The sequence below is a fragment of the Arthrobacter tumbae genome (assembly GCF_016907495.1).
In the GTDB taxonomy this organism is placed as follows: domain Bacteria; phylum Actinomycetota; class Actinomycetes; order Actinomycetales; family Micrococcaceae; genus Arthrobacter_D; species Arthrobacter_D tumbae.
In genome coordinates, this window is sequence record NZ_JAFBCC010000001.1 from 2,389,158 (window position 1) to 2,406,720 (window position 17,563).

The following is a 17,563-nucleotide window of genomic DNA, read 5'->3' on the forward strand; positions in this document are numbered from 1 at the left end:
TGAGCCTCAGTGCATGGTGAAGGTGCGGGCCACGGCGTCGTGCACGCGTGGCACTCCGGCCATTCTGCCCATTACCCGGTTGCGGACGGCCAGCACGCCGGGCGGCAGCGGACGCCCGAGAATCATGTTGATGTGCGCTTGACGCGAGGCCGCCAGCGCTGCCCGGCGCCGCTCCTGGTTGAAGCGCCGAAGTCCCAGTCCGACGTCGGTGCCCGCCAGCGAAGCGGTCACCAGCGGCACGAGCTGGACGGCGTCGAGCCACCCCAGGTTCATGCCCTGTCCGCCGATGGGCGACACCTCGTGCGCCGCATCGCCGATCAAAGCGATACGCCCCTGCACAAACCGGTCCGCTATGCGCCGACGAACCGTAAAGGAGCTCAACATCGTGTTGTTTCGGGTATCGACACCCACACCCGTCCGGCCCGCCACCAGCCCCGCGACTGCCTCGGCCGTGGGGTCTTCCACCAGTGACGGCATGCGCACCACCCACCGCCGCACCGAGCCGGGCAGCGGGAAAGACTCAACAATTCCGTCACGCTCGAGATACAGGGCAGCGGTGCTGCCGTCACCGGTGGTGTCGGGGAAATCGCCCATGACGTAGGCATCGGGATACGGCCGGATGCGTGCGCCGATACCCGCCGCATCGCGCACCGTGCTCCGTGCCCCGTCCGCGCCGATGAGCAGCGCGGACCGATGCGTACCGCTGCCGGTAAGGGTCAGAACCTCGCTCCCGACGTCGTGGACCGCCTCCACGGTTTCGCCCCTGCGCAGGGCGTCCGGGGCCAGCTCAGCGAGCCGCTCCGAGAGGATGCGCTCAGTTTGTTCCTGCGGGATTGCGAGCACGTAGCGGTGTCTGCCGGGAAGGGAGGCGAAGGACAGCTCCGCGACCGTCTGTCCGCGGCTGCGTGCAACACCGCCGGGAATCTGCACCCCCGCGGCAATCAGATTCTCTGCGACTCCGGCCTGCTCCAGTGCGGCAAGCGCCGGGGGGTGAATGCCGATCGCCCGCGAGTGCGAACTGCGCTCGGTGCGGCGCTCCAAAACCTCAACCCCAACACCCGACTGCGCCAGCAGGATCGCGGTGAACAGCCCCACCGGGCCGCCTCCGACTATCAGGACATCAGGCACGGTGCACCAGCAGATTCCGGAACGGTACCTGCCGCTCCACGCGCCAGCCTGGAGGCACGACGGCGCGCAGTTCCTCCGCCAGGTAGCTTCGCCGGATCGATGTCAGCCCGTCCTCGCGGATGTAGGAGCCGCGCAACGGCAGGGTAGCTACGGAGAACAGGGAAAACCCGACCAGGGTCCGCTTAAGGTCGCTGTGCAGGGCGAGCCGGGTGGCCAGCTTCTCGGAGTCGCTGAGCAGTCCGCTGAGCTCATCCGGCGAAAGGTGGTGGAGCACGTGGTTGGAGGTGACGACGTCGAACCGGGCACCCTCGGCGAGCAGCTCTGAACTGAACGCGCGCCGGAAAGTGAGTCCCGGCGTCGTCGGTTGGCTGCTTGCAAAGGTATTGGCGCGTTCGTCAGGGTCAATCGCTGTGATTTCCAGCTCGAAGCCGTCGCGGGCAGCCCAGCGGCAGAACGCACGCGCGATGTCGCCGCCGCCGGAGCCGACATCGAGGAGGGTGTTGGTCCGCGACGTCGACAGGACGGGCCGGATATGGCGCGCCCAGGTGCGGTGCCAGCCGGTGACCGTGCGGTTGACGAGCGGGAACTGGGCGTAGGTGCGGTCGAGTTTGAACGGATCGCAGCCGGGCTTGTCCATTTCCTCGATCGCAGTGACGTTCCGGTGGGCGAGGAACGCCATTCAGGCGGAGGTCTTGGTCAGGAGGGCCGTTTCCACCGTCAGCCCGGGCCCGAACGCCATCGAGCAGATGCGCTCACCCGAGTCGGAGTCCGAGGCGGGCTGGTCCAGGATGTGCTTGAGGACAAACATCACCGTTGCGCTGCTCATGTTTCCGTAGTTCCGAAGCGTTTCCCGGGCAGGAACCAGCTGGTCGTCGCTGAGCTTCAGCTTGGCCTGCACCTTGTCCAGGATGCTGCGGCCGCCCGGGTGGATGGCCCAGTGCTCGATGTCCCGGTACTCAAGCCCGATCAGGGACTCATCGCGTTCCAGCAGGGGAGCGAGGGCGCCGACGATGTGCTCGTCGATGATGTGCGGCACGTAGGTTCCGAGGACCATCTCGAACCCCTCGTCGCCGATGTTCCAGGCCATCGATTCCTCACCGACCGGCGTGAGTGTGGTTTCGAAGAAGTCGAGGGACAGGGCAGGTTTCGACGGCGGCGCCAGGTCCGGCCGCGCGGAGATGACGGCGGCCGCAGCACCGTCAGCAAAGAGGGACGTACCCACGATGGTGTCGGGATTGTTGGAGGACCGGACGTGCAGCGAGCACAGCTCGGCGCTGACCACGAGGACCACTGCCTTGGGATCGGCGTCGCAGAAGGACTTCGCCGCGCGCAGGGCAGGGAACGCTGCGTAACAGCCCATGAAGCCGAGGTGGTAGCGCTGTGCGGACGGATTGAGGCCCAGAGCGCGGACGATCTTGTAGTCCGGGCCGGGGTTGAAGAAACCGGTGCAGGAGACCGTCACCACGTGCGTGATGTCGCCGGCCTCGACACCCTCTGCCGCATCCAGCGCTTTCTGCGCAGCGTCGACGAAGAGCTTGGTGCCCGCCTCGGCGTAGACCTCGTTGCGGGCCTTGGTGCCCGGGCTGAGGATGGTCATGGTCTCCGAATCGAAGAACACGGGCGTCTCGCTGTGGCGTTCGAGCGTGAGCTCCTCCACAGCCGTGTAGCGCGTGTCGATGCCGGAGGAATCGAACGCGGCAGTCACCAGCCGCTGGCCCAACCTGTTCAGCCCCGGCTGCGCGGCAAAGACATCCCGTACCTGCGACTGCACCATGACGGTGGTCGGTACGGCGGTTTCGAGGGACCTCATCAGGACTGTCATAGTTCATTGTTAGGGGACCGAGTAACCGAACACAATACGAAGCAGGCTGACGGTGAGCCCGCCGCCTCTGCGCTGTGCCTCTGAAGCGCTCGCCGCCCGTGGCGGTAACGTGTTGCTATGGCACTGCATCGGAACGTACGACGACGACGCTTCAGCCCTGTGCGCACGCTGCGCTACGGCTCGGTGTGGGCGGTAGCGGTCGCGCTGCTGGCCGGGTGCAGCGCGCCCTCTCCGGACGGCGCTCCGGTGTCTCCGGCATCTCCCGGATCGTCGCCATCTTCTTCTGGGACGCCGGGTCCAAGCGCCTCCTCGACTTCTTCCGGGACGCCGGCTTCAAGCGCCTCCTCAACTCCGTCTGCGACACCGACGCCCTCCGTCGAGCCCACTCCGGAGCGTGTCGAGCTTCCCCGCGGCGGGGTGGAACTGTTCCCGGACTACCGCCTTGTCGGGTTCAGCGGGCACCCCTACTCGGCCGGACTGGGGCGGCTCGGCATCGGTGCAATCGACGAGCGGGTGGACGAGATCGAGGAACTCGGGAAGGAACTGGCCGGCGAGCGGAAGGTGATGCCGGTGCTGGAACTGATTGCCGTCGTCGTGCAGGCCGACCCGGGCTCCGACGGTGCCTACCGGACACGGACGTCCGACGAGATTATCGGCGAGTACCTTGAGGCCGCCCGCAGGCATGACGGGATGCTGCTCCTGAACGTCCAGCCCGGCCGCGCGAGCATGGCGGAAGAAGTACGTGCGCTTGAGAAGTGGCTGGTGGAGCCGGACGTGGGTGTTGCCCTTGACCCCGAGTGGGACATCACGGCGGAGCAGCTTCCGGGGCTCTCCTACGGGCACACCACCGGGGAGGAGATCAACGAGATTGCGTCTTATCTCGATGGTCTGGTGACGGAGCAGAACCTTCCGCAAAAGCCGCTCGTGTTCCATCAGGTGGCTCCCGGCGTCGTCAGTAATGTGGCGGCGATCCAGGAGTATGCGGGCGTGGAGGTGATTCGGAGCGTGGACGGAATCGGGTCTGCGGGGATGAAGATCGAGACCTACAACCTGCTGATGAAAGACCTGCCGCCGACCGTTCACGCCGGCTTCAAGCTGTTCTTCGAGGAGGACGTCGTACTGGGCCCGCTGATGACGCCCGCCGAGGTTCTGGCGCTCACGCCGCCGCCGGAGTACGTTCTGTACGAGTAGGGACCCATCCGTTGGCCCTGTGTTGCCGAACACAGGGAGAGACTTCATTCGAGGGATGGTGGATATGGCGGTTCGATCGGCTGCACTGGTTGGTGGCGCCCTGCTCGCTGCGCTCTTCACCAGCGGATGTATGGCTGTCGAGGAGAACCCGCTCGACGTGAACTCCCCACGCTCGCAGGAGAACGTCAGTGCGGTCGAGCCGACGGTGGCTGACTTCGGTGATGATCCCCTGAACCTCGCCGAAAACGGGGCCAACCTGTGTTCCACCCAGCCTGATGCCGGCTTCAGGGAGTTCACTGTTCTCATCCACAACGAAGCTCTCGAAACCTTCACGCTGGACGACGTCACTCTCCAGGATCCTGAAGGTCTCACCCTGCTGAGCGCCGAGGTTTCAACCGCCAACCGGGATGGTCATCACAAGGCGCACGGCGAGGACGACGGCGGTGCTCACAGCGAGCACAGCGCGGAACCTGCACCGGCAACTCCCTCCGAGACGGCGGCACCCGCAGGCCCGGTGGAGCCCGTCCCCGCTGAGGGATACAACATCACGACCCACGAGTACATCAACCTGGTGGTCGCAGTCTCGATTGCCGACGGCGTTGACGGCGGCACGTCGCAGGGCGTCTCGGTTGCCTACTCGGCCGGCGGCCAGGAATTCACGGGCACGCACCCGCTTGCGATCGAGCTGAACCGCGAGAGCTGCGCCTGACCCTTCCTCCACACCGCAGCAGCTTTTTAGATTGCTGACCGCGTCGGTGTCACAATGGCAGGCGTGAGTGCACCAGTTACTGCCCCTCCTTCCGTCTTCCAGCAACTCGCTGAGGAACTCGGCGTCCAGCAATGGCAAATCAAGGCCGCGGTGGACCTGTTGGACGGCGGATCGACCGTTCCCTTCATTGCGCGCTACCGCAAGGAAGTCACCGGAACCCTTGACGATGCCCAGTTGCGTGAGCTGGAGGAGCGGCTGCGCTACCTGCGCGAACTCGAGGACCGGCGGGCGGCCGTGCTCGAGGCGATTGAAGCGCAGGGCAAGCTCACCGCGGAGCTTCGTGCCGCCGTCGTCGGTGCCACCACCAAGGCGCGGCTGGAGGACATCTACCTGCCCTTCAAAACCAAGCGCCGCACGAAGGCGCAGATCGCGCGGGAAGCCGGGCTTGAGCCGCTCGCGGACGCGCTGCTCGGCAATCCGTCTCTCGATCCTGCCGTTGAAGCTGGCCTCTTTCTGAACGACAGCGTTACCACGGCCGAGGATGCGCTGGCCGGTGCCCGGGCGCTGCTCGTGGAGCGGGCCGGCCAGGACGCCGACCTGCTCGCTGACCTGCGGGAACGGCTCTGGAAGCAGGGCAGGTTGCGCTCGCAGGTGGTCTCCGGAAAGGAGGCCGAGGGCCAGAAGTTCTCCGACTACTTCGACTTTGTGCAGGCGCCGTCGGCCATGCCGTCGCACCGTGTCCTGGCGTTGCTGCGCGGCGAGAAGGAAGGCGTGCTGCAGCTGACGCTCACCGAGGCGGACTCCACTGATGCCGAAGCCGCCCTCCGTGCCAAGCGCCGCTTCGAAAACTCCGTCGCCGCATTCCTGGGCGTCGCGGACCAGGGCCGGCCGGCGGATGCGTGGCTGATGGCGACGGTCCAGCAGGCCTGGCGTCGGTTGCTCGCGAAGCTCTCGATCGACCTGCGGGTGCGGCTCTTTGTGGAGGCGGAGACGGAAGCCGTGCGGGTCTTCGCCGCAAACCTGCGTGACGTGCTGCTTGCGGCGCCCGCGGGTGGCCGCACCACCATCGGGCTCGATCCCGGGCTGCGGACCGGCGTGAAGGTGGCCGTGGTGGACGGAACAGGCAAGGTCCTCGAAACGGCGACCATCTACCCTCACGCTCCGGCAAGGAAGTGGGATGACGCGCTGGCTGCACTGTCGCGGATGGTGACCAGTCACGACGTCGAACTCATTGCAATCGGCAATGGCACGGCATCGCGGGAGACGGACAAGCTTGCGACCGAACTGATCTCGCTGATGGCCGGGCGTACGGTGCAGAAGCTCGTTGTGTCCGAAGCGGGTGCGTCGGTGTACTCCGCATCAGCGCTGGCATCGGCGGAGCTGCCGGAGCTCGATGTGTCGCTGCGCGGTGCGGTGTCCATTGCCCGGCGGCTTCAGGATCCGCTGGCCGAGCTGGTGAAGATCGACCCGAAGTCCATCGGGGTGGGTCAGTACCAGCACGACGTAAGCCCTGCGAAGCTGGAGCGTTCGCTTGATGCCGTGATCGAGGATTGCGTGAATGCGGTGGGAGTCGATGTGAATACTGCATCGCCGTCGCTCCTGACCCGGGTGGCGGGCGTGGGGTCCCTGCTGAGCGGGAACATCGTTGCGCACCGCGATGCGAATGGCCCCTTTACGCGTCGACGCGACCTGCTGAAGGTTCCCAGGCTCGGAGCCAAGGCCTTCGAGCAGTGTGCGGGTTTCCTCCGCATTGCAGGCGGGGACGAGCCGCTGGATTCGTCCAGCGTGCACCCTGAAGCCTATTCCGTGGCCCGGCGGATGGTGAACGACGCCGGTGGCTCATTTCGGTCGCTGAACCTGGCCGAGTACGTTGATGAGTCGATCGGGCTGCCCACCCTGCAGGACATCCTCACTGAACTCGAGAAGCCGGGGCGGGATCCCCGGCCCGCGTTTGTCACGGCATCCTTTGCCGACGTCGAGAAGATTTCCGACCTGCGTCCGGGCATGATTATCGACGGTGTGGTCACCAACGTTGCTGCCTTTGGTGCTTTCGTGGATGTCGGAGTGCACCAGGACGGACTGGTTCACGTCTCCGCGATGGCTGACCGCTTCATCAGTGATCCCCATGAAGTTGTGAAGTCCGGTCAGGTGGTCAAAGTCAGGGTGATGGAGGCCGATCCTGACCGCAAACGGATCTCACTCAGCCTGCGACTCAACGACGACGCCGCACCACGTGGTGCCCGGCTCGACCGTGAGGCGCGGGGCGGGGGAGGCGATGACCGCCGTCGTCGTGTGCCCGGTGGAGGGCCGGGTGGCACTTCGTCTCAGGGTGGCACTTCGTCTCCGGGTGGCGTCCAGCAGGGTGGGTCGAAGAAGGCTGGCCCAAAGCACGGTTCTTCGAAACCGGACTCTGCAAAGCCGGGCTCTTCGAAACCCGATTCGAGGCGGGGCGGCAAGGGCTCACAGGCCCCGGCGAACAGCGCAATGGCGGAGGCGCTTCGGGCTGCCGGGTTGGTGCCGCGGGACTAGCGCAGCGGTTACCTGTGCGGCAAACCGCGGCGGTGGAGTAGTGCGGTGGCGGCGGTTGGCGGCGCGGCAGACCGGGGAGCAGAACAGACGAGGGTGAGCAACATTTCCCTCACCCCCGTCTGTTTTCCTCCAGGCCGTGTCCGGTTTGCTCGCGGCGTCGTCCGGTTTGCTCTCGAGCGGGTTTGCGTTGCTCCCGCTGAGGTCCGGATTGCTCTCGAGCGGGTTTGCGTTGCTCCCGCTGAGGTCCGGGTTGCGCCCGACGCTGACCACTGGCCCGGCTGGCGGCACCCAGTGGCGGCTTCCGGACACGAAAGAGCCCCGCAACGCGAACGTTGCGGGGCTCTTTACGTTGTAGCTGAACCTTAGGCAGGCAGCTGCAGGACGTCGCCGGTGAAGATGAGGTCGGCGTGGATGAGGGTGTCGGCGTTGGCCTCGTAGAGTGCCTGCCATCCACCTTCGACACCCAGCTTCTCAGCAATGATGCTGAGGGTGTCGCCGGACTGGATGGTGTAGGTGTCACCGGACAGCGCAACGGCAGGGGCCGCGGGAGCTGCAGGTGCCTCAACAACAGGTGCCTGAACAACAGGAGCCTGAACAACAGGTGCCTCAACAACAGGAGCCTGAACAGCCGGTGCCTGAACAGCCGGTGCCTGAACCTGGACCTGCTGCGACTGGACCTGCACAGGGGCGGGAGCCGGAGCGGCGGGGATCGGGGTCGGGTTGGCGCCGGCGGTCAGGCCGAGCTTGGCCGAGCATGCGGGCCATGCGCCCCAGCCCTGTCCGTCGAGTACCCGCTCAGCAACAGCGATCTGCTCTGCGCGGCTGGCGTCCTGGGGAAGACCCTGGCCGCCGAAGCCGGCCCAGGTAGACGGGGTGAACTGCAGGCCACCGGAGAAGCCGTTGCCGGTGTTGATGCCCCAGTTGCCGCCGCTTTCGCACTGTGCAAGTGCGTCCCAGGTGCTGGCGGGAGCAGCGGTGGCTGCACCGGCCGAAGCGGTGATTCCGACACCGACAAGAGCTGCTGCTGCAAATCCACGGCGCGCGTTAAGAGTAAGTTTCTGATTCTTCATGTGGGTACGATGCTCCAAAAGGCCACCTGCACTCGTTCCGTCCCCGGACGTCTTTGCGACGTTGCTCACCCTTGACTGATCATTGGTCTTGTCTGTGGTGTCTGCCGGACGAGCAACGTACGGTGGAGGGACAGCACCAGGGCATTATGTGGCAGCCGTGAGTAACGCCGTCTGCTTTGTGATTACCCGAAGCGGGTTCTTGTCCACCGTAGAGGGTTTTGTAATCGTTGCCAAATCGAGACGCGGCGGTTCTTGACGAAAAGCGTCCGGAAGGCTGCTACTTCAGAGTAGTGAAACCCCGAAGACCACTGTAAAACAGAGGAATGGACGCGCACCGGACAATCACCTGTGAAATTCCTCTGAGATGGTCAGACATGGACGCCTACGGGCACATCAACAACGTTCAGGTTGTGCGGCTCCTTGAGGAGGCACGCATTCAGGCCTTCGGTCCTCCCGGAGGTACTGGCGCCGCAGGACAGGACCCGCCGGTGCCTCTCTTCAGCTCCATTGCTGCAGGCGTGCAGGCCCTGGTGGTTGAACACCGCATCAGGTACACGGCCACCCTCGATTACCGGAACGTGCCGCTGAAAATAGAGATCTGGATTTCAGACCTGCGAGCCGCGAGCCTCGGCATCGCATACCGCATCAACGACCCGGCGACTCATCGCGCATGCGTGTTGGCGCAGACCACCCTGGCCTTCGTGGACGGTGAATCGGAGTCGCTGCTTCGCATCACTGCGGGGCAGAAGCAGCAACTCGCGCCCTATGTGGGCCCGGCCCACTTCACCTGAGCATCTGAGCACGTGAGTTGGCAGGACACACCCCATTGGTTGGTCATAAGGGGCGTGTCCTGCCAACTCAACGGGGGTTACGCGGCGATGTAGCCGTTCGGGTTCAGCACATACTTCGTCGCAGCACCCTTGTCGAACTCCTCATAGCCGCGCGGTGCATCCTCCAACGGGATCGCTTTCGCGTTCACTGCCTTGGCGATCTGCACCTTGTCGTGCAGGATCGCGGTCATGAGCTGACGGTTGTACTTCATGACCGGGCACTGGCCCGTGGTGAAGGACAGGGACTTGGCCCAGCCGGTTCCCAGGGAGATGGACAGCGATCCGACCTGCGCAGCTTCGTCGATACCGCCCGGATCACCCGTGACGTAGAGACCGGGGATGCCGAGCGCTCCGCCCGCCGCCGTAATGGACATCAGCGAGTTCAGCACCGTCGCAGGAGCCTCGTGTGAGGCATCGCTTCCGTGGCCGCGCGCTTCGAAGCCCACGGCATCGACGCCGCAGTCGACTTCCGGCACACCGAGGATCTGCTCGATCTGATCCTTGGGATCGCCCTTCGAAACGTCGACCGTCTCGCAACCGAAGCTGCGTGCCTGCGCCAGGCGCTCTGCATTCAGATCACCCACGATGACGACGGCGGCACCCAGCAGCTGCGCGGACACCGCCGCAGCGAGGCCCACCGGACCCGCCCCCGCGATATAGACGGTGCTGCCGACGGCGACGCCGGCCGTGTACGCACCGTGGAAGCCGGTGGGGAAGATGTCGGAGAGCATCGTCAGGTCCAGGATCTTCTCCAGCGCCTGGTCCCGGTCAGGAAACTTCAACAGGTTCCAGTCCGCATACGGAACCAGGACATACTCTGCCTGCCCACCGACCCAGCCGCCCATGTCAACGTATCCGTAAGCGCTTCCGGGGCGGTCGGGGTTGACGTTGAGGCAGATACCGGTCTTGCGCTCCTTGCAGTTCCGGCACCGGCCGCAGGAGATGTTGAACGGAACCGAACAGATGTCACCTTTCTTGATGAATTCGACGTCGCTTCCGACCTCGACCACTTCACCGGTGATCTCGTGGCCGAGCACCAGATCCGACGGGGCGGTGGTCCGCCCGCGGACCATGTGTTGATCCGAGCCGCAGATGTTGGTTGCGACAGTCTTGAGGATGACGCCGTGATTGACCTTTCTGCCGATATTCGCAGGATTGACGCCTGGGCCGTCCTGGAGCTCGAACGTGGGGTAATCGGTGTCAATAACCTCGACCTTGCCGGGGCCCTTGTAGGCCACAGCCTTGTTTCCTGACATGGTGATCCTTCCGAGTTGGTGGGCGTTCGTCATCGAACGTCCCTTCCGCAAGGCCATGGCCGACCCGTCCGTCAGCAGGAGGCCTCGCCGTCAGTCTAGGCGCGTGAACCTTCGGAAAGCATCAGTTCCCATAAACATTCCAGTCGTGCAAAAGCACGTCCCGCCGGGCTTCCGGGCGGGGCGTGCTTCTCGGCATGTGGATCGCTAGATGGCGCGGCTCCCACGGTGCCGCATGGCATACGCGACGCCCAGTCCGACGGCGACGACGCCGAGGATCAGGTTGAGCCAGTTAGTGGATGCGTTCGTGGAAAGAATGTTGGCCGCTGAGGTGCCGACAATCAATCCGTAGAGCCACATGACCAGCAGGACCGCACCGCTTCCGATCAGGAAGTTTCGAGCTGACAGAACTCCGCGGCTCATCCAGACTCCGGCAGCACCCATCGCCAGGTACACCAGGTTGAGGAGCATGGATACCTGGAACGCGCCCAGAAGCATGGCTTCGGAACCGGCTGCAAACGCCATGGAACCGTATTGTGTGGTGATGCCCGGGATGAACCCGAGAATCCCCACGAGCAGGAAAACTACTCCCATCCCCATCGAGGCGCTGCGAACGTGATCGCGCGTCACATGGAAATCATGCGCGTGGTGTGATGCGGTAGTCATCACCCCTCCTAATGTGTGAATATGACTCTTCGCTGTGCCGCGAAGCGTCAGGAGAGGCGCACCGCTTGCACCGCTGTCGGAGGAGCGCAAACCGCGCCCAACCAGCATTCTCATTTTACTGCTGAAACACCCACCTGATAAGGGAAAATGATGGCCAACTGGGCACTGATCACCGGCGCAACTGCAGGTCTTGGCGCGGAGTTCGCGGAGCAGCTTGCTCAGCGTGGGAACGGGCTTGTCCTGGTCGCCCGGGACTCAGCCCGGTTGGAGGAAAAAGCCGCTGCACTCCGCTCCCGTTTCAACGTGGCAGTGGAGGTGCTGGCTGCAGATCTGCACGACGACGACGGCGTCCGTCGCGTTCTCGACAGGCTGCGGGACAGCGCAGAGCCGGTTTCTACCCTGGTCAACAACGCGGGCTACGGCCTGCCCAAATCTTTCGAGGCCAACCCGCTCGAGGATGAGCTGAACCACGCGGCGATTCATCTCACCGTCCCGCTCGCCCTCAGTCATGCTGCGCTGCAGGGCATGCTGGCCCGTGGTTCCGGGCACATCGTAAACGTAGCCAGCGTTGCCGGGTTCACTCCGCGCGGGACCTACGGCGCACTGAAGGCAGCCATGATCAACTTCAGCACCTGGGCGAACTTCGCCTACACGTCCCGCGGAGTGACCGTGATGGCGTTGTGTCCCGGCTTTGTCCACACCGAATTCCATCAGCGCATGGGCATGGACAAGGGTTCCGTTCCACGCTGGATGTGGCTCAACGCGGGGGACGTCGTCAGCGCTGCACTGAAGGATCTTGCCGCCGGTAAGGCGGTGTCCATTCCCAGCCTGCGCTACAAGGTGCTTGCCTTCATTGCAAGGAACGCGCCGTTGTCGTTGGTTGCCAGGCTCGCAGCGCGAGGAAGGTGAGAGGCCATGTGGGTGGGATTCATTGAGTTCGACCTCCTGCTGGGGGACGTGCATTCCCTGAAGGGAAAGCGATCGCTGGTGCGGCCTCTTGTGGCAGAGGTGCGGCGGCGTTTCGAGGTGTCAGTGGCCGAGGTCGGTGCGCAGGACCTCCACCGCCGCGCAACTGTCGGCGTGGGGCTGGTGTCGGGGGAGCGCAAGCACGCTGTTGAGGTGCTCGATGAGGTTGAGCGGTTCGTCGCTGCGCGGCCGGAACTTGAACTCTTAAGTGCTCGACGCCGAATTGTAACCAGTGATGACTAACGTGTTGGTCAGCGCGCTTACTACTATGGGAACGTTGAGGCGTACTTACGAGGAGGTAAGAGCGTGTCCGGATATTTCAAGCTGGTTGACGCCCATGATCACGGGTACCGGCTCAAACTCATGGCCGGTGACGGCACGCTGATTGCCGTTTCCGCGTACTTCCCCACCAAACAGGCTGCCATTGAGGGCATTGACGTCATCCGTGAGATTGCCGGTACCGGTCCTGTCATGGACCACACCCGCAAGAACCAGACTTCCCACGGTCACGCTGCCAGGGAGCAATCCATTCATGGCGCAGCGAAGCCTCGCCTTTCGGCCTGAACGTTGGCTGACCGCCTGTAAATGCCTGGGCTAAATGCCCAGGGCGGCGTTTCCGTGCCCACGGCGGTAGTGGCCTGCTTGCTACCGTGAACGGATGACTGCCCAACCCGTCCGGCTTCTCCTCGACGTTGACACCGGAATTGACGACGCCGTCGCCCTCCTTTATCTGCTGGGCGTGCCTGATGTTCACATCGAAGGAATTACCTGCACCGCCGGCAATGTGTCCGCGCAGCAGGTTGCCGCGAACACCCTGGCGTTGTTGGAACTGGCCGGCGTCTCCGGCATCGAGGTTGCTACGGGGCGGGAAATCCCGCTGGACATCCCCCTGGTCACCACGGAGGAGACCCACGGAGACCAGGGCCTTGGCTATGCGGTGCTGCCGCCGGCCAGGCAAGCGGTGTCCAGCAGGACGGGCGTTGACCTGTGGGTGGAGGCTGCGCGGGCGAACCCGGGCGAAATCACGGGACTCGTGACGGGACCTCTCACCAACCTGGCGCTGGCTATCCGCCAGGAACCGAACCTGCCGCACTTGCTCAAGGGGCTGGTGATCATGGGAGGTTCGTTCAACTACCAGGGCAACACCACGCCGGTGGCTGAATGGAACACCCACGTCGACCCTCATGCCGCCCGCGAGGTCTATGCGGCGTACGAGGGAGTGCCGGCGGAGAAGCTGCCCATCATCTGCGCGCTTGAAACCACCGAGCGGATCGAGTGCCGGCCCGAACACGTTGAGCGGCTGTCTGCAGCCGCCGGTGTGCAGTCTGAGCTGCTGTCCACCGACGACGCCGACGGGTTGCGGAGCACCTCGACCAATCCGGTGATCGCGTTCCTTTCCGATGCCCTGCACTTCTACATGGAGTTCCACCGGCTCTACAACCAGGGCTACATCGCCCACCTTCACGACCTCTTCGCGGCGATGGTCGCAACCGGTGAGGCACGCTATACCGCGCGGGAGGCGCATGTCGACGTCGAGACCGAGTCTGCGCTGACCTTCGCCCAGACAGTGGGCGACTTCGCCGGGTTCCGGAAGCTCCCGCCGAACGCGCTGGTGGTGAGCGGCAACCATCCTGACGAGGTCTTCGAGCTGATGATCGAGCGGATAGCCACGCTGGCACGGAAGGTGCCTGGAACGTCCGGAGTTCCCGGGCAGGGTTAGTCCTGTCAGAACGTGCATGCAGTGCTTTCATTGCATGCATTGCCTGCAGTGAAAGCACCGCTACAAAAGGATCCTCTGCGCCGATCCCGGTACACTGGGAAGCTGCCGGCGGATCCCGCAGGCCTGCGCCGAGGTGACATGAGGTGCGCTCCTTGAGTCAATGTTCCTCCCTGCGTAAGGACCGCCATGAATTCTTCCCTGACGCTGCCCGCCCACACCGCCGCGCCGTCGTCGCGCCGGATATTTCTCATCACCGGCGCCGCAGTCATTGCCGCGACCTACCTGTATTTGGTTCTGGTGCAGCCCGCTGAGATTGCCGGCGGAACGGGATCACCCGCAGGTCTCATCACCCTCCTGGGTTTCCTCGGGGGCGGCGCGCTCCTGGTGGCCGGCATTCTGCCCGGGCTGAGCACGCAGGCCGTGGTGCTGATGCCCCTGGGTATCGCGCTCAACATCTCGTTCGGGCAACTCGCGGGAAGTCTCGGGCTGCCGATCTACCTTGATGCACTCGGCACGGTGCTGGTCGCTGTCCTTGCGGGACCTGCGGCGGGTGCAGCGACCGGCGTGCTGAGCAACGCGATCTGGGGTCTGTTCAATCCCTTCGCGCTACCGTTCGCGGCGGGATCCGCGGCCATTGGCCTGCTGGCAGGCCTGGCCGCGCGCTGGGGTATGTTCCGCCGCCTCTATCTGGTGCCGATCGCGGGCTTGCTGACCGGCGTCGTCGGCGGTTTGTTGGCTGCTCCCGTTGCTGCGTTCATGTTCGGTGCGGCCGGCACGATGGGCACGAACGCCCTTGTGGCCGCCTTCCGTGCGATGGGTGACACGTTGCTTGTCGCCGCGACCAAGCAGGGGCTGACATCCGACACCATCGACAAGCTTCTCGTCTTCACGGTGGTTGCGCTGATTGTGTACGCGCTGCCGCGTCGTACCCGGAACGCGTTCGGGTTCGTACGGCGTCACCGGGTGCTGCTGGGAAAGCCTTCCTCGACTGCGTCATCCGGCGGCGTGGATGTTCCGGACGAGAGCACTGCCGGAAGGAAGTAAGAAGTGCGGTTCCGCCGCCGGATCTTCAACCCGCTCACTGAGCTGGCCGTCGCCGCGTTGCTGGTTGTGCTGGTGCTGGTCATCAATGACTGGCGCTTCTCGCTCGCCGTGCTCCTGTGTGTCGTGCTTCCTGCGGCGGCGACCTCCGGGCGGGCACAGCGCATCGTCGTCGTGTTCGGGGTGCTGGTAGGGCCGATGCTCGTCTTTCTACTGCTCCTGCACGGGCTGTTTTATCCCGAGGGGAACACAGTTCTGCTCAAGCTGGGCATAGCCGCCGTCACCGCGGAGGGGCTGCATTTCGCGCTGTCCATGGGCGCCCGGGTCGCGGCGTTCACGGGGCTGCTCCTCACAGCGGCGCTCTGTATGGACGTCTCAGAACTGTTGGCCACCCTCACCCATCGCCGCTGGAACCGAAAGCTCGTGTTCGTGCTCGGCGCAGCTGTCGGGCTGGCGCCACACGTGTCCGACCGGGCAACTCAGATCACCAGGGCCCAGCAGGCACGCGGTCTCGTTGTCACAGGCAACCCGCTGTCGAAGCTGAGGGCGCTCGTGATGGTCGGGCGGCCGCTCATCGCGGGGTTGTTGATCGATGCCGCAGACCGTTCCCGCACACTTGTTGCCCGCGGCTTCGCCGGCACGGCGCTACGCACCAGTTACCGTGCGGACACCGACACCGCTGCCCAGCGGACTGTGCGCTGGGGAATGAGTGCCGCCGTCGTGGTCTTCACTGCCTGGTGGTACGTGGGGAGGCCTGCGTGATCTCCCTTGATCTGCGTAGCTTCGCGTACGACGACGACGACGGCGCGGTGCTGGCTGATGTTTCTCTCACCCTTGGCGCGGGGGAGCGGACGCTGGTTGTCGGAGCCTCCGGTTCCGGGAAGAGCACTTTGGCGGGCGTGGTTGCGGGGCACTTTGACGCCGGTCGGGGACACCGGTTCGTCGGATCACTTTCGGTGGCCGGTGAGCGCCTGGTGTTCGAGGGTTCCGGGTCCGATCCGCGCATCGACCCTGCGGCGTGGGCTGCGCAGGTGGGGTATGTCGGGCAGCGTGCGCACGGGCAGTTGTCGATGGTCTGTGAGACCGTTGCGGAGGAGATCGCCTTTGGGCTGGCCAACCGCGGTGTCCCCACCGAGCGGATGCGTGAGCTGGTGATTGGCACTGCCGCCAGGGTGGGATTGAGCGAGCTGATCGAGAGGGATCCCCGGCGGTTGTCCGGCGGCGAGCTTCAGCGCGTGTGTATCGCGGCCGCCGTCGTCGGCAATCCCGGGCTGCTGGTGCTCGACGAGCCGTTCAAGGGGCTGGACGCCGTCGGTCGCGGGGAGATTGACGTGCTGCTGAACGAGTTGATGCGGGAAGGTACGGCCATCCTGCAGTTCGAGCCGATGCTGCCGTGCGATCTCGACTCCCGGAGCCGGGTGATTGTGCTGGCTGACGGGACTGTGGTTGAGGGTCTGCGCGCTGAGGGTGGCGAGGATCTGCGGCGGTACGGGGTGGGCCTTGAAGGTGCGGCTCCGGATGCTGAACCGAGAAGCGGGTTTACTGTGACGGACGAAGCGCCGGTCATCCAGCTCCGCGACCTGACGTTCGGCTACGGCGATGATCCGGTCCTGTCGATAGCGGACCTCGTCATCGGGCGCGGTGAAGCCGTCGCTGTGCTTGGCCCGAACGGCGCCGGGAAGTCGACGCTTCTTCAGCACTTCAACGGGCTGCTGCGGCCGACTGCCGGTGCGGTGCACGTGGAGGGGCGGGACATTCGCGGACACTCAACCGGGGCTCTGGCCGCAACTGTCGGCTTCCTCTTCCAAGACAGCGACCAGCAGCTTTTCGAGCTGACGGTGCTGCGGGAGGCCTCCTACGGGCCGCGGGCTGCAGGTTACTCAACGAAGGAAGCGGCGCGCCTTGCGCTGCAGGCGCTGGGCGAGGTCGGGATGTCGGACTTGGTGGACGCCCATCCATATGACCTGTGTTTTCGGGATCGGCGACTTCTGGCCTTGGCGTCGCTGATGGCAACTGGTCCGCGCATTTGGGTGCTCGATGAACCGACGGTTGGGTTGGACCTGCGCGGACGGGAGCTTCTGGGGAGGCTGATCCGGCGCCATGCGGCGGGCGGCGGGACTCTGGTCATGGCGACGCACGACGAGACTTTTGCAGAAGCGGTCTGTTCCCGTGCAATCAGGCTCAATGCTGGAGCTCGTGTTGGGTGACCCAACCCGTTCAACCCGTCCGCATCACCCCACGCGGGCGTGGTCGAGGGCACGCAGCCCCAAACTCAGCGCTCAGCTTGCTAGCCTTCGCACTCGACACAGTAGGCATGCCCGTTGCTTTCCCGCGCTTTCTGAGAGCGATGCCGGACCAGGAAACAGGAATAGCACGTGAACTCGTCCTCGCCCTGGGGAACCACCTGGACGGTCAGCTCTTCGGAGACTATTTCTCCTCCGGGCGTATGCCCCTCATCAAGGACATCGGATTCGTCCAGCTCAGTGACGACCCTCCTTGCATCCGGGGCGTTTGCGGCTTGCAGTGCCTCCAGGGAGCGATCCTGGGATTCCTTGACGTCTGAACGGACTTCGTCGTAATCGGTTGCCACTTTAGATGTTCTTCTTTCTGGCGTTAACGGTTTCTACTAGAGCAATCT

Annotated in this window: 18 protein-coding genes; 11 read left to right on the forward strand and 7 right to left on the reverse strand. The window is 64.7% G+C overall.

Features of this window, described 5'->3' with window-relative positions; all coding sequences use genetic code 11:
* Positions 1–6 precede the first annotated feature (6 nt).
* From JOD47_RS11495 to JOD47_RS11505, 3 genes are read right to left on the reverse strand one after another with little or no spacing between them, the layout of a single operon-like run.
* Positions 7–1,128: an FAD-dependent oxidoreductase gene (locus tag JOD47_RS11495; RefSeq protein ID WP_204534417.1), complete on the reverse strand. Its 1,122-nt coding sequence runs from the start codon at positions 1,126–1,128 to the stop codon at positions 7–9.
* Positions 1,121–1,807, reverse strand: coding sequence for a class I SAM-dependent methyltransferase (locus JOD47_RS11500; RefSeq protein WP_204534419.1), 687 nt, complete (start codon positions 1,805–1,807; stop codon positions 1,121–1,123). The genes JOD47_RS11495 and JOD47_RS11500 overlap by 8 nt, the downstream gene beginning before the upstream one ends.
* Positions 1,808–2,950, reverse strand: a complete 1,143-nt coding sequence (locus JOD47_RS11505; RefSeq protein WP_204534421.1) for a type III polyketide synthase — start codon at positions 2,948–2,950, stop codon at positions 1,808–1,810. It lies immediately after the preceding gene.
* A 117-nt stretch (positions 2,951–3,067) separates the two neighbouring features.
* Between JOD47_RS11505 and JOD47_RS11510 the strand changes: the two genes are divergently transcribed.
* The 3 genes from JOD47_RS11510 (at position 3,068) to JOD47_RS11520 (ending at position 7,379) form a co-directional block, all read left to right on the forward strand.
* The gene (locus tag JOD47_RS11510) at positions 3,068–4,141 is read left to right on the forward strand and encodes a hypothetical protein (protein WP_204534423.1); all 1,074 of its coding nucleotides are present in this window, start codon (positions 3,068–3,070) and stop codon (positions 4,139–4,141) included.
* Positions 4,142–4,205: 64 nt separating this feature from the next.
* Complete coding sequence (locus JOD47_RS11515; protein WP_204534425.1) at positions 4,206–4,850, forward strand: hypothetical protein; 645 nt, start codon at positions 4,206–4,208, stop codon at positions 4,848–4,850.
* 54 nt (positions 4,851–4,904) lie between these two features.
* A complete protein-coding gene (locus JOD47_RS11520) occupies positions 4,905–7,379 on the forward strand; it encodes a Tex family protein (RefSeq protein ID WP_204534427.1) in 2,475 nt (824 codons plus the stop codon).
* 362 nt (positions 7,380–7,741) lie between these two features.
* Here the strand turns inward: JOD47_RS11520 and JOD47_RS11525 are convergent, their stop codons facing one another.
* Positions 7,742–8,449, reverse strand: a complete 708-nt coding sequence (locus JOD47_RS11525) for a LysM peptidoglycan-binding domain-containing protein (RefSeq protein ID WP_204534429.1) — start codon at positions 8,447–8,449, stop codon at positions 7,742–7,744.
* A gap of 323 nt (positions 8,450–8,772) precedes the next feature.
* Here JOD47_RS11525 and JOD47_RS11530 point away from each other — a divergent pair, with 323 nt between their 5' ends.
* The gene (locus JOD47_RS11530; RefSeq protein WP_204534431.1) at positions 8,773–9,240 is read left to right on the forward strand and encodes an acyl-CoA thioesterase; all 468 of its coding nucleotides are present in this window, start codon (positions 8,773–8,775) and stop codon (positions 9,238–9,240) included.
* 77 nt (positions 9,241–9,317) lie between these two features.
* Here the strand turns inward: JOD47_RS11530 and fdhA are convergent, their stop codons facing one another.
* Both fdhA and JOD47_RS11540 read right to left on the reverse strand, forming a co-directional pair.
* Positions 9,318–10,535: a formaldehyde dehydrogenase, glutathione-independent gene (gene fdhA, locus JOD47_RS11535; protein WP_204534433.1), complete on the reverse strand. Its 1,218-nt coding sequence runs from the start codon at positions 10,533–10,535 to the stop codon at positions 9,318–9,320.
* A 204-nt stretch (positions 10,536–10,739) separates the two neighbouring features.
* Entirely contained in the window at positions 10,740–11,198 is a 459-nt protein-coding gene (locus JOD47_RS11540; protein ID WP_204534435.1) for a DUF4383 domain-containing protein, read from the reverse strand.
* A gap of 150 nt (positions 11,199–11,348) precedes the next feature.
* Between JOD47_RS11540 and JOD47_RS11545 the strand changes: the two genes are divergently transcribed.
* The 7 genes from JOD47_RS11545 (at position 11,349) to JOD47_RS11575 (ending at position 17,132) form a co-directional block, all read left to right on the forward strand.
* Positions 11,349–12,107 (forward strand): SDR family NAD(P)-dependent oxidoreductase, encoded by a 759-nt coding sequence (locus JOD47_RS11545; protein ID WP_204534437.1) that lies wholly within the window; start codon positions 11,349–11,351, stop codon positions 12,105–12,107.
* Between the two features lie 6 nt (positions 12,108–12,113).
* A complete protein-coding gene (locus tag JOD47_RS11550) occupies positions 12,114–12,407 on the forward strand; it encodes a DUF503 domain-containing protein (protein ID WP_204534439.1) in 294 nt (97 codons plus the stop codon).
* 63 nt (positions 12,408–12,470) lie between these two features.
* The gene (locus JOD47_RS11555) at positions 12,471–12,728 is read left to right on the forward strand and encodes a YegP family protein (protein ID WP_204534441.1); all 258 of its coding nucleotides are present in this window, start codon (positions 12,471–12,473) and stop codon (positions 12,726–12,728) included.
* 94 nt (positions 12,729–12,822) lie between these two features.
* Positions 12,823–13,884: a nucleoside hydrolase gene (locus tag JOD47_RS11560; protein WP_204534443.1), complete on the forward strand. Its 1,062-nt coding sequence runs from the start codon at positions 12,823–12,825 to the stop codon at positions 13,882–13,884.
* A gap of 186 nt (positions 13,885–14,070) precedes the next feature.
* Entirely contained in the window at positions 14,071–14,928 is an 858-nt protein-coding gene (locus JOD47_RS11565) for an ECF transporter S component (protein WP_239548083.1), read from the forward strand.
* 3 nt (positions 14,929–14,931) lie between these two features.
* On the forward strand, positions 14,932–15,687 hold the full coding sequence (locus JOD47_RS11570) for an energy-coupling factor transporter transmembrane component T (RefSeq protein WP_204534444.1): 756 nt from the start codon (positions 14,932–14,934) through the stop codon (positions 15,685–15,687).
* Positions 15,684–17,132, forward strand: coding sequence for an ABC transporter ATP-binding protein (locus JOD47_RS11575; protein WP_204534446.1), 1,449 nt, complete (start codon positions 15,684–15,686; stop codon positions 17,130–17,132). The genes JOD47_RS11570 and JOD47_RS11575 overlap by 4 nt, the downstream gene beginning before the upstream one ends.
* Before the next feature lie 80 nt (positions 17,133–17,212).
* Here the strand turns inward: JOD47_RS11575 and JOD47_RS11580 are convergent, their stop codons facing one another.
* Positions 17,213–17,515, reverse strand: a complete 303-nt coding sequence (locus JOD47_RS11580; protein ID WP_204534448.1) for a DUF4193 domain-containing protein — start codon at positions 17,513–17,515, stop codon at positions 17,213–17,215.
* Positions 17,516–17,563: the final 48 nt, after the last annotated feature.

Excerpts from the sequence above, each read along its gene's own strand:
- JOD47_RS11520 (WP_204534427.1), top strand. The coding sequence starts at position 4,905 with ATGGCAGGCGTGAGTGCACCAGTTACTGCCCCTCCTTCCGTCTTCCAG.
- JOD47_RS11545 (WP_204534437.1), top strand. The coding sequence starts at position 11,349 with ATGGCCAACTGGGCACTGATCACCGGCGCAACTGCAGGTCTTGGCGCG.
- JOD47_RS11560 (WP_204534443.1), top strand. The coding sequence starts at position 12,823 with ATGACTGCCCAACCCGTCCGGCTTCTCCTCGACGTTGACACCGGAATT.
- JOD47_RS11550 (WP_204534439.1), top strand. The coding sequence starts at position 12,114 with ATGTGGGTGGGATTCATTGAGTTCGACCTCCTGCTGGGGGACGTGCAT.
- JOD47_RS11525 (WP_204534429.1), bottom strand. The coding sequence starts at position 8,449 with ATGAAGAATCAGAAACTTACTCTTAACGCGCGCCGTGGATTTGCAGCA.
- JOD47_RS11540 (WP_204534435.1), bottom strand. The coding sequence starts at position 11,198 with ATGACTACCGCATCACACCACGCGCATGATTTCCATGTGACGCGCGAT.
- JOD47_RS11505 (WP_204534421.1), bottom strand. The coding sequence starts at position 2,950 with ATGACAGTCCTGATGAGGTCCCTCGAAACCGCCGTACCGACCACCGTC.
- JOD47_RS11515 (WP_204534425.1), top strand. The coding sequence starts at position 4,206 with ATGGCGGTTCGATCGGCTGCACTGGTTGGTGGCGCCCTGCTCGCTGCG.
- JOD47_RS11530 (WP_204534431.1), top strand. The coding sequence starts at position 8,773 with ATGGACGCGCACCGGACAATCACCTGTGAAATTCCTCTGAGATGGTCA.
- JOD47_RS11565 (WP_239548083.1), top strand. The coding sequence starts at position 14,071 with ATGAATTCTTCCCTGACGCTGCCCGCCCACACCGCCGCGCCGTCGTCG.
- fdhA (WP_204534433.1), bottom strand. The coding sequence starts at position 10,535 with ATGTCAGGAAACAAGGCTGTGGCCTACAAGGGCCCCGGCAAGGTCGAG.
- JOD47_RS11500 (WP_204534419.1), bottom strand. The coding sequence starts at position 1,807 with ATGGCGTTCCTCGCCCACCGGAACGTCACTGCGATCGAGGAAATGGAC.
- JOD47_RS11510 (WP_204534423.1), top strand. The coding sequence starts at position 3,068 with ATGGCACTGCATCGGAACGTACGACGACGACGCTTCAGCCCTGTGCGC.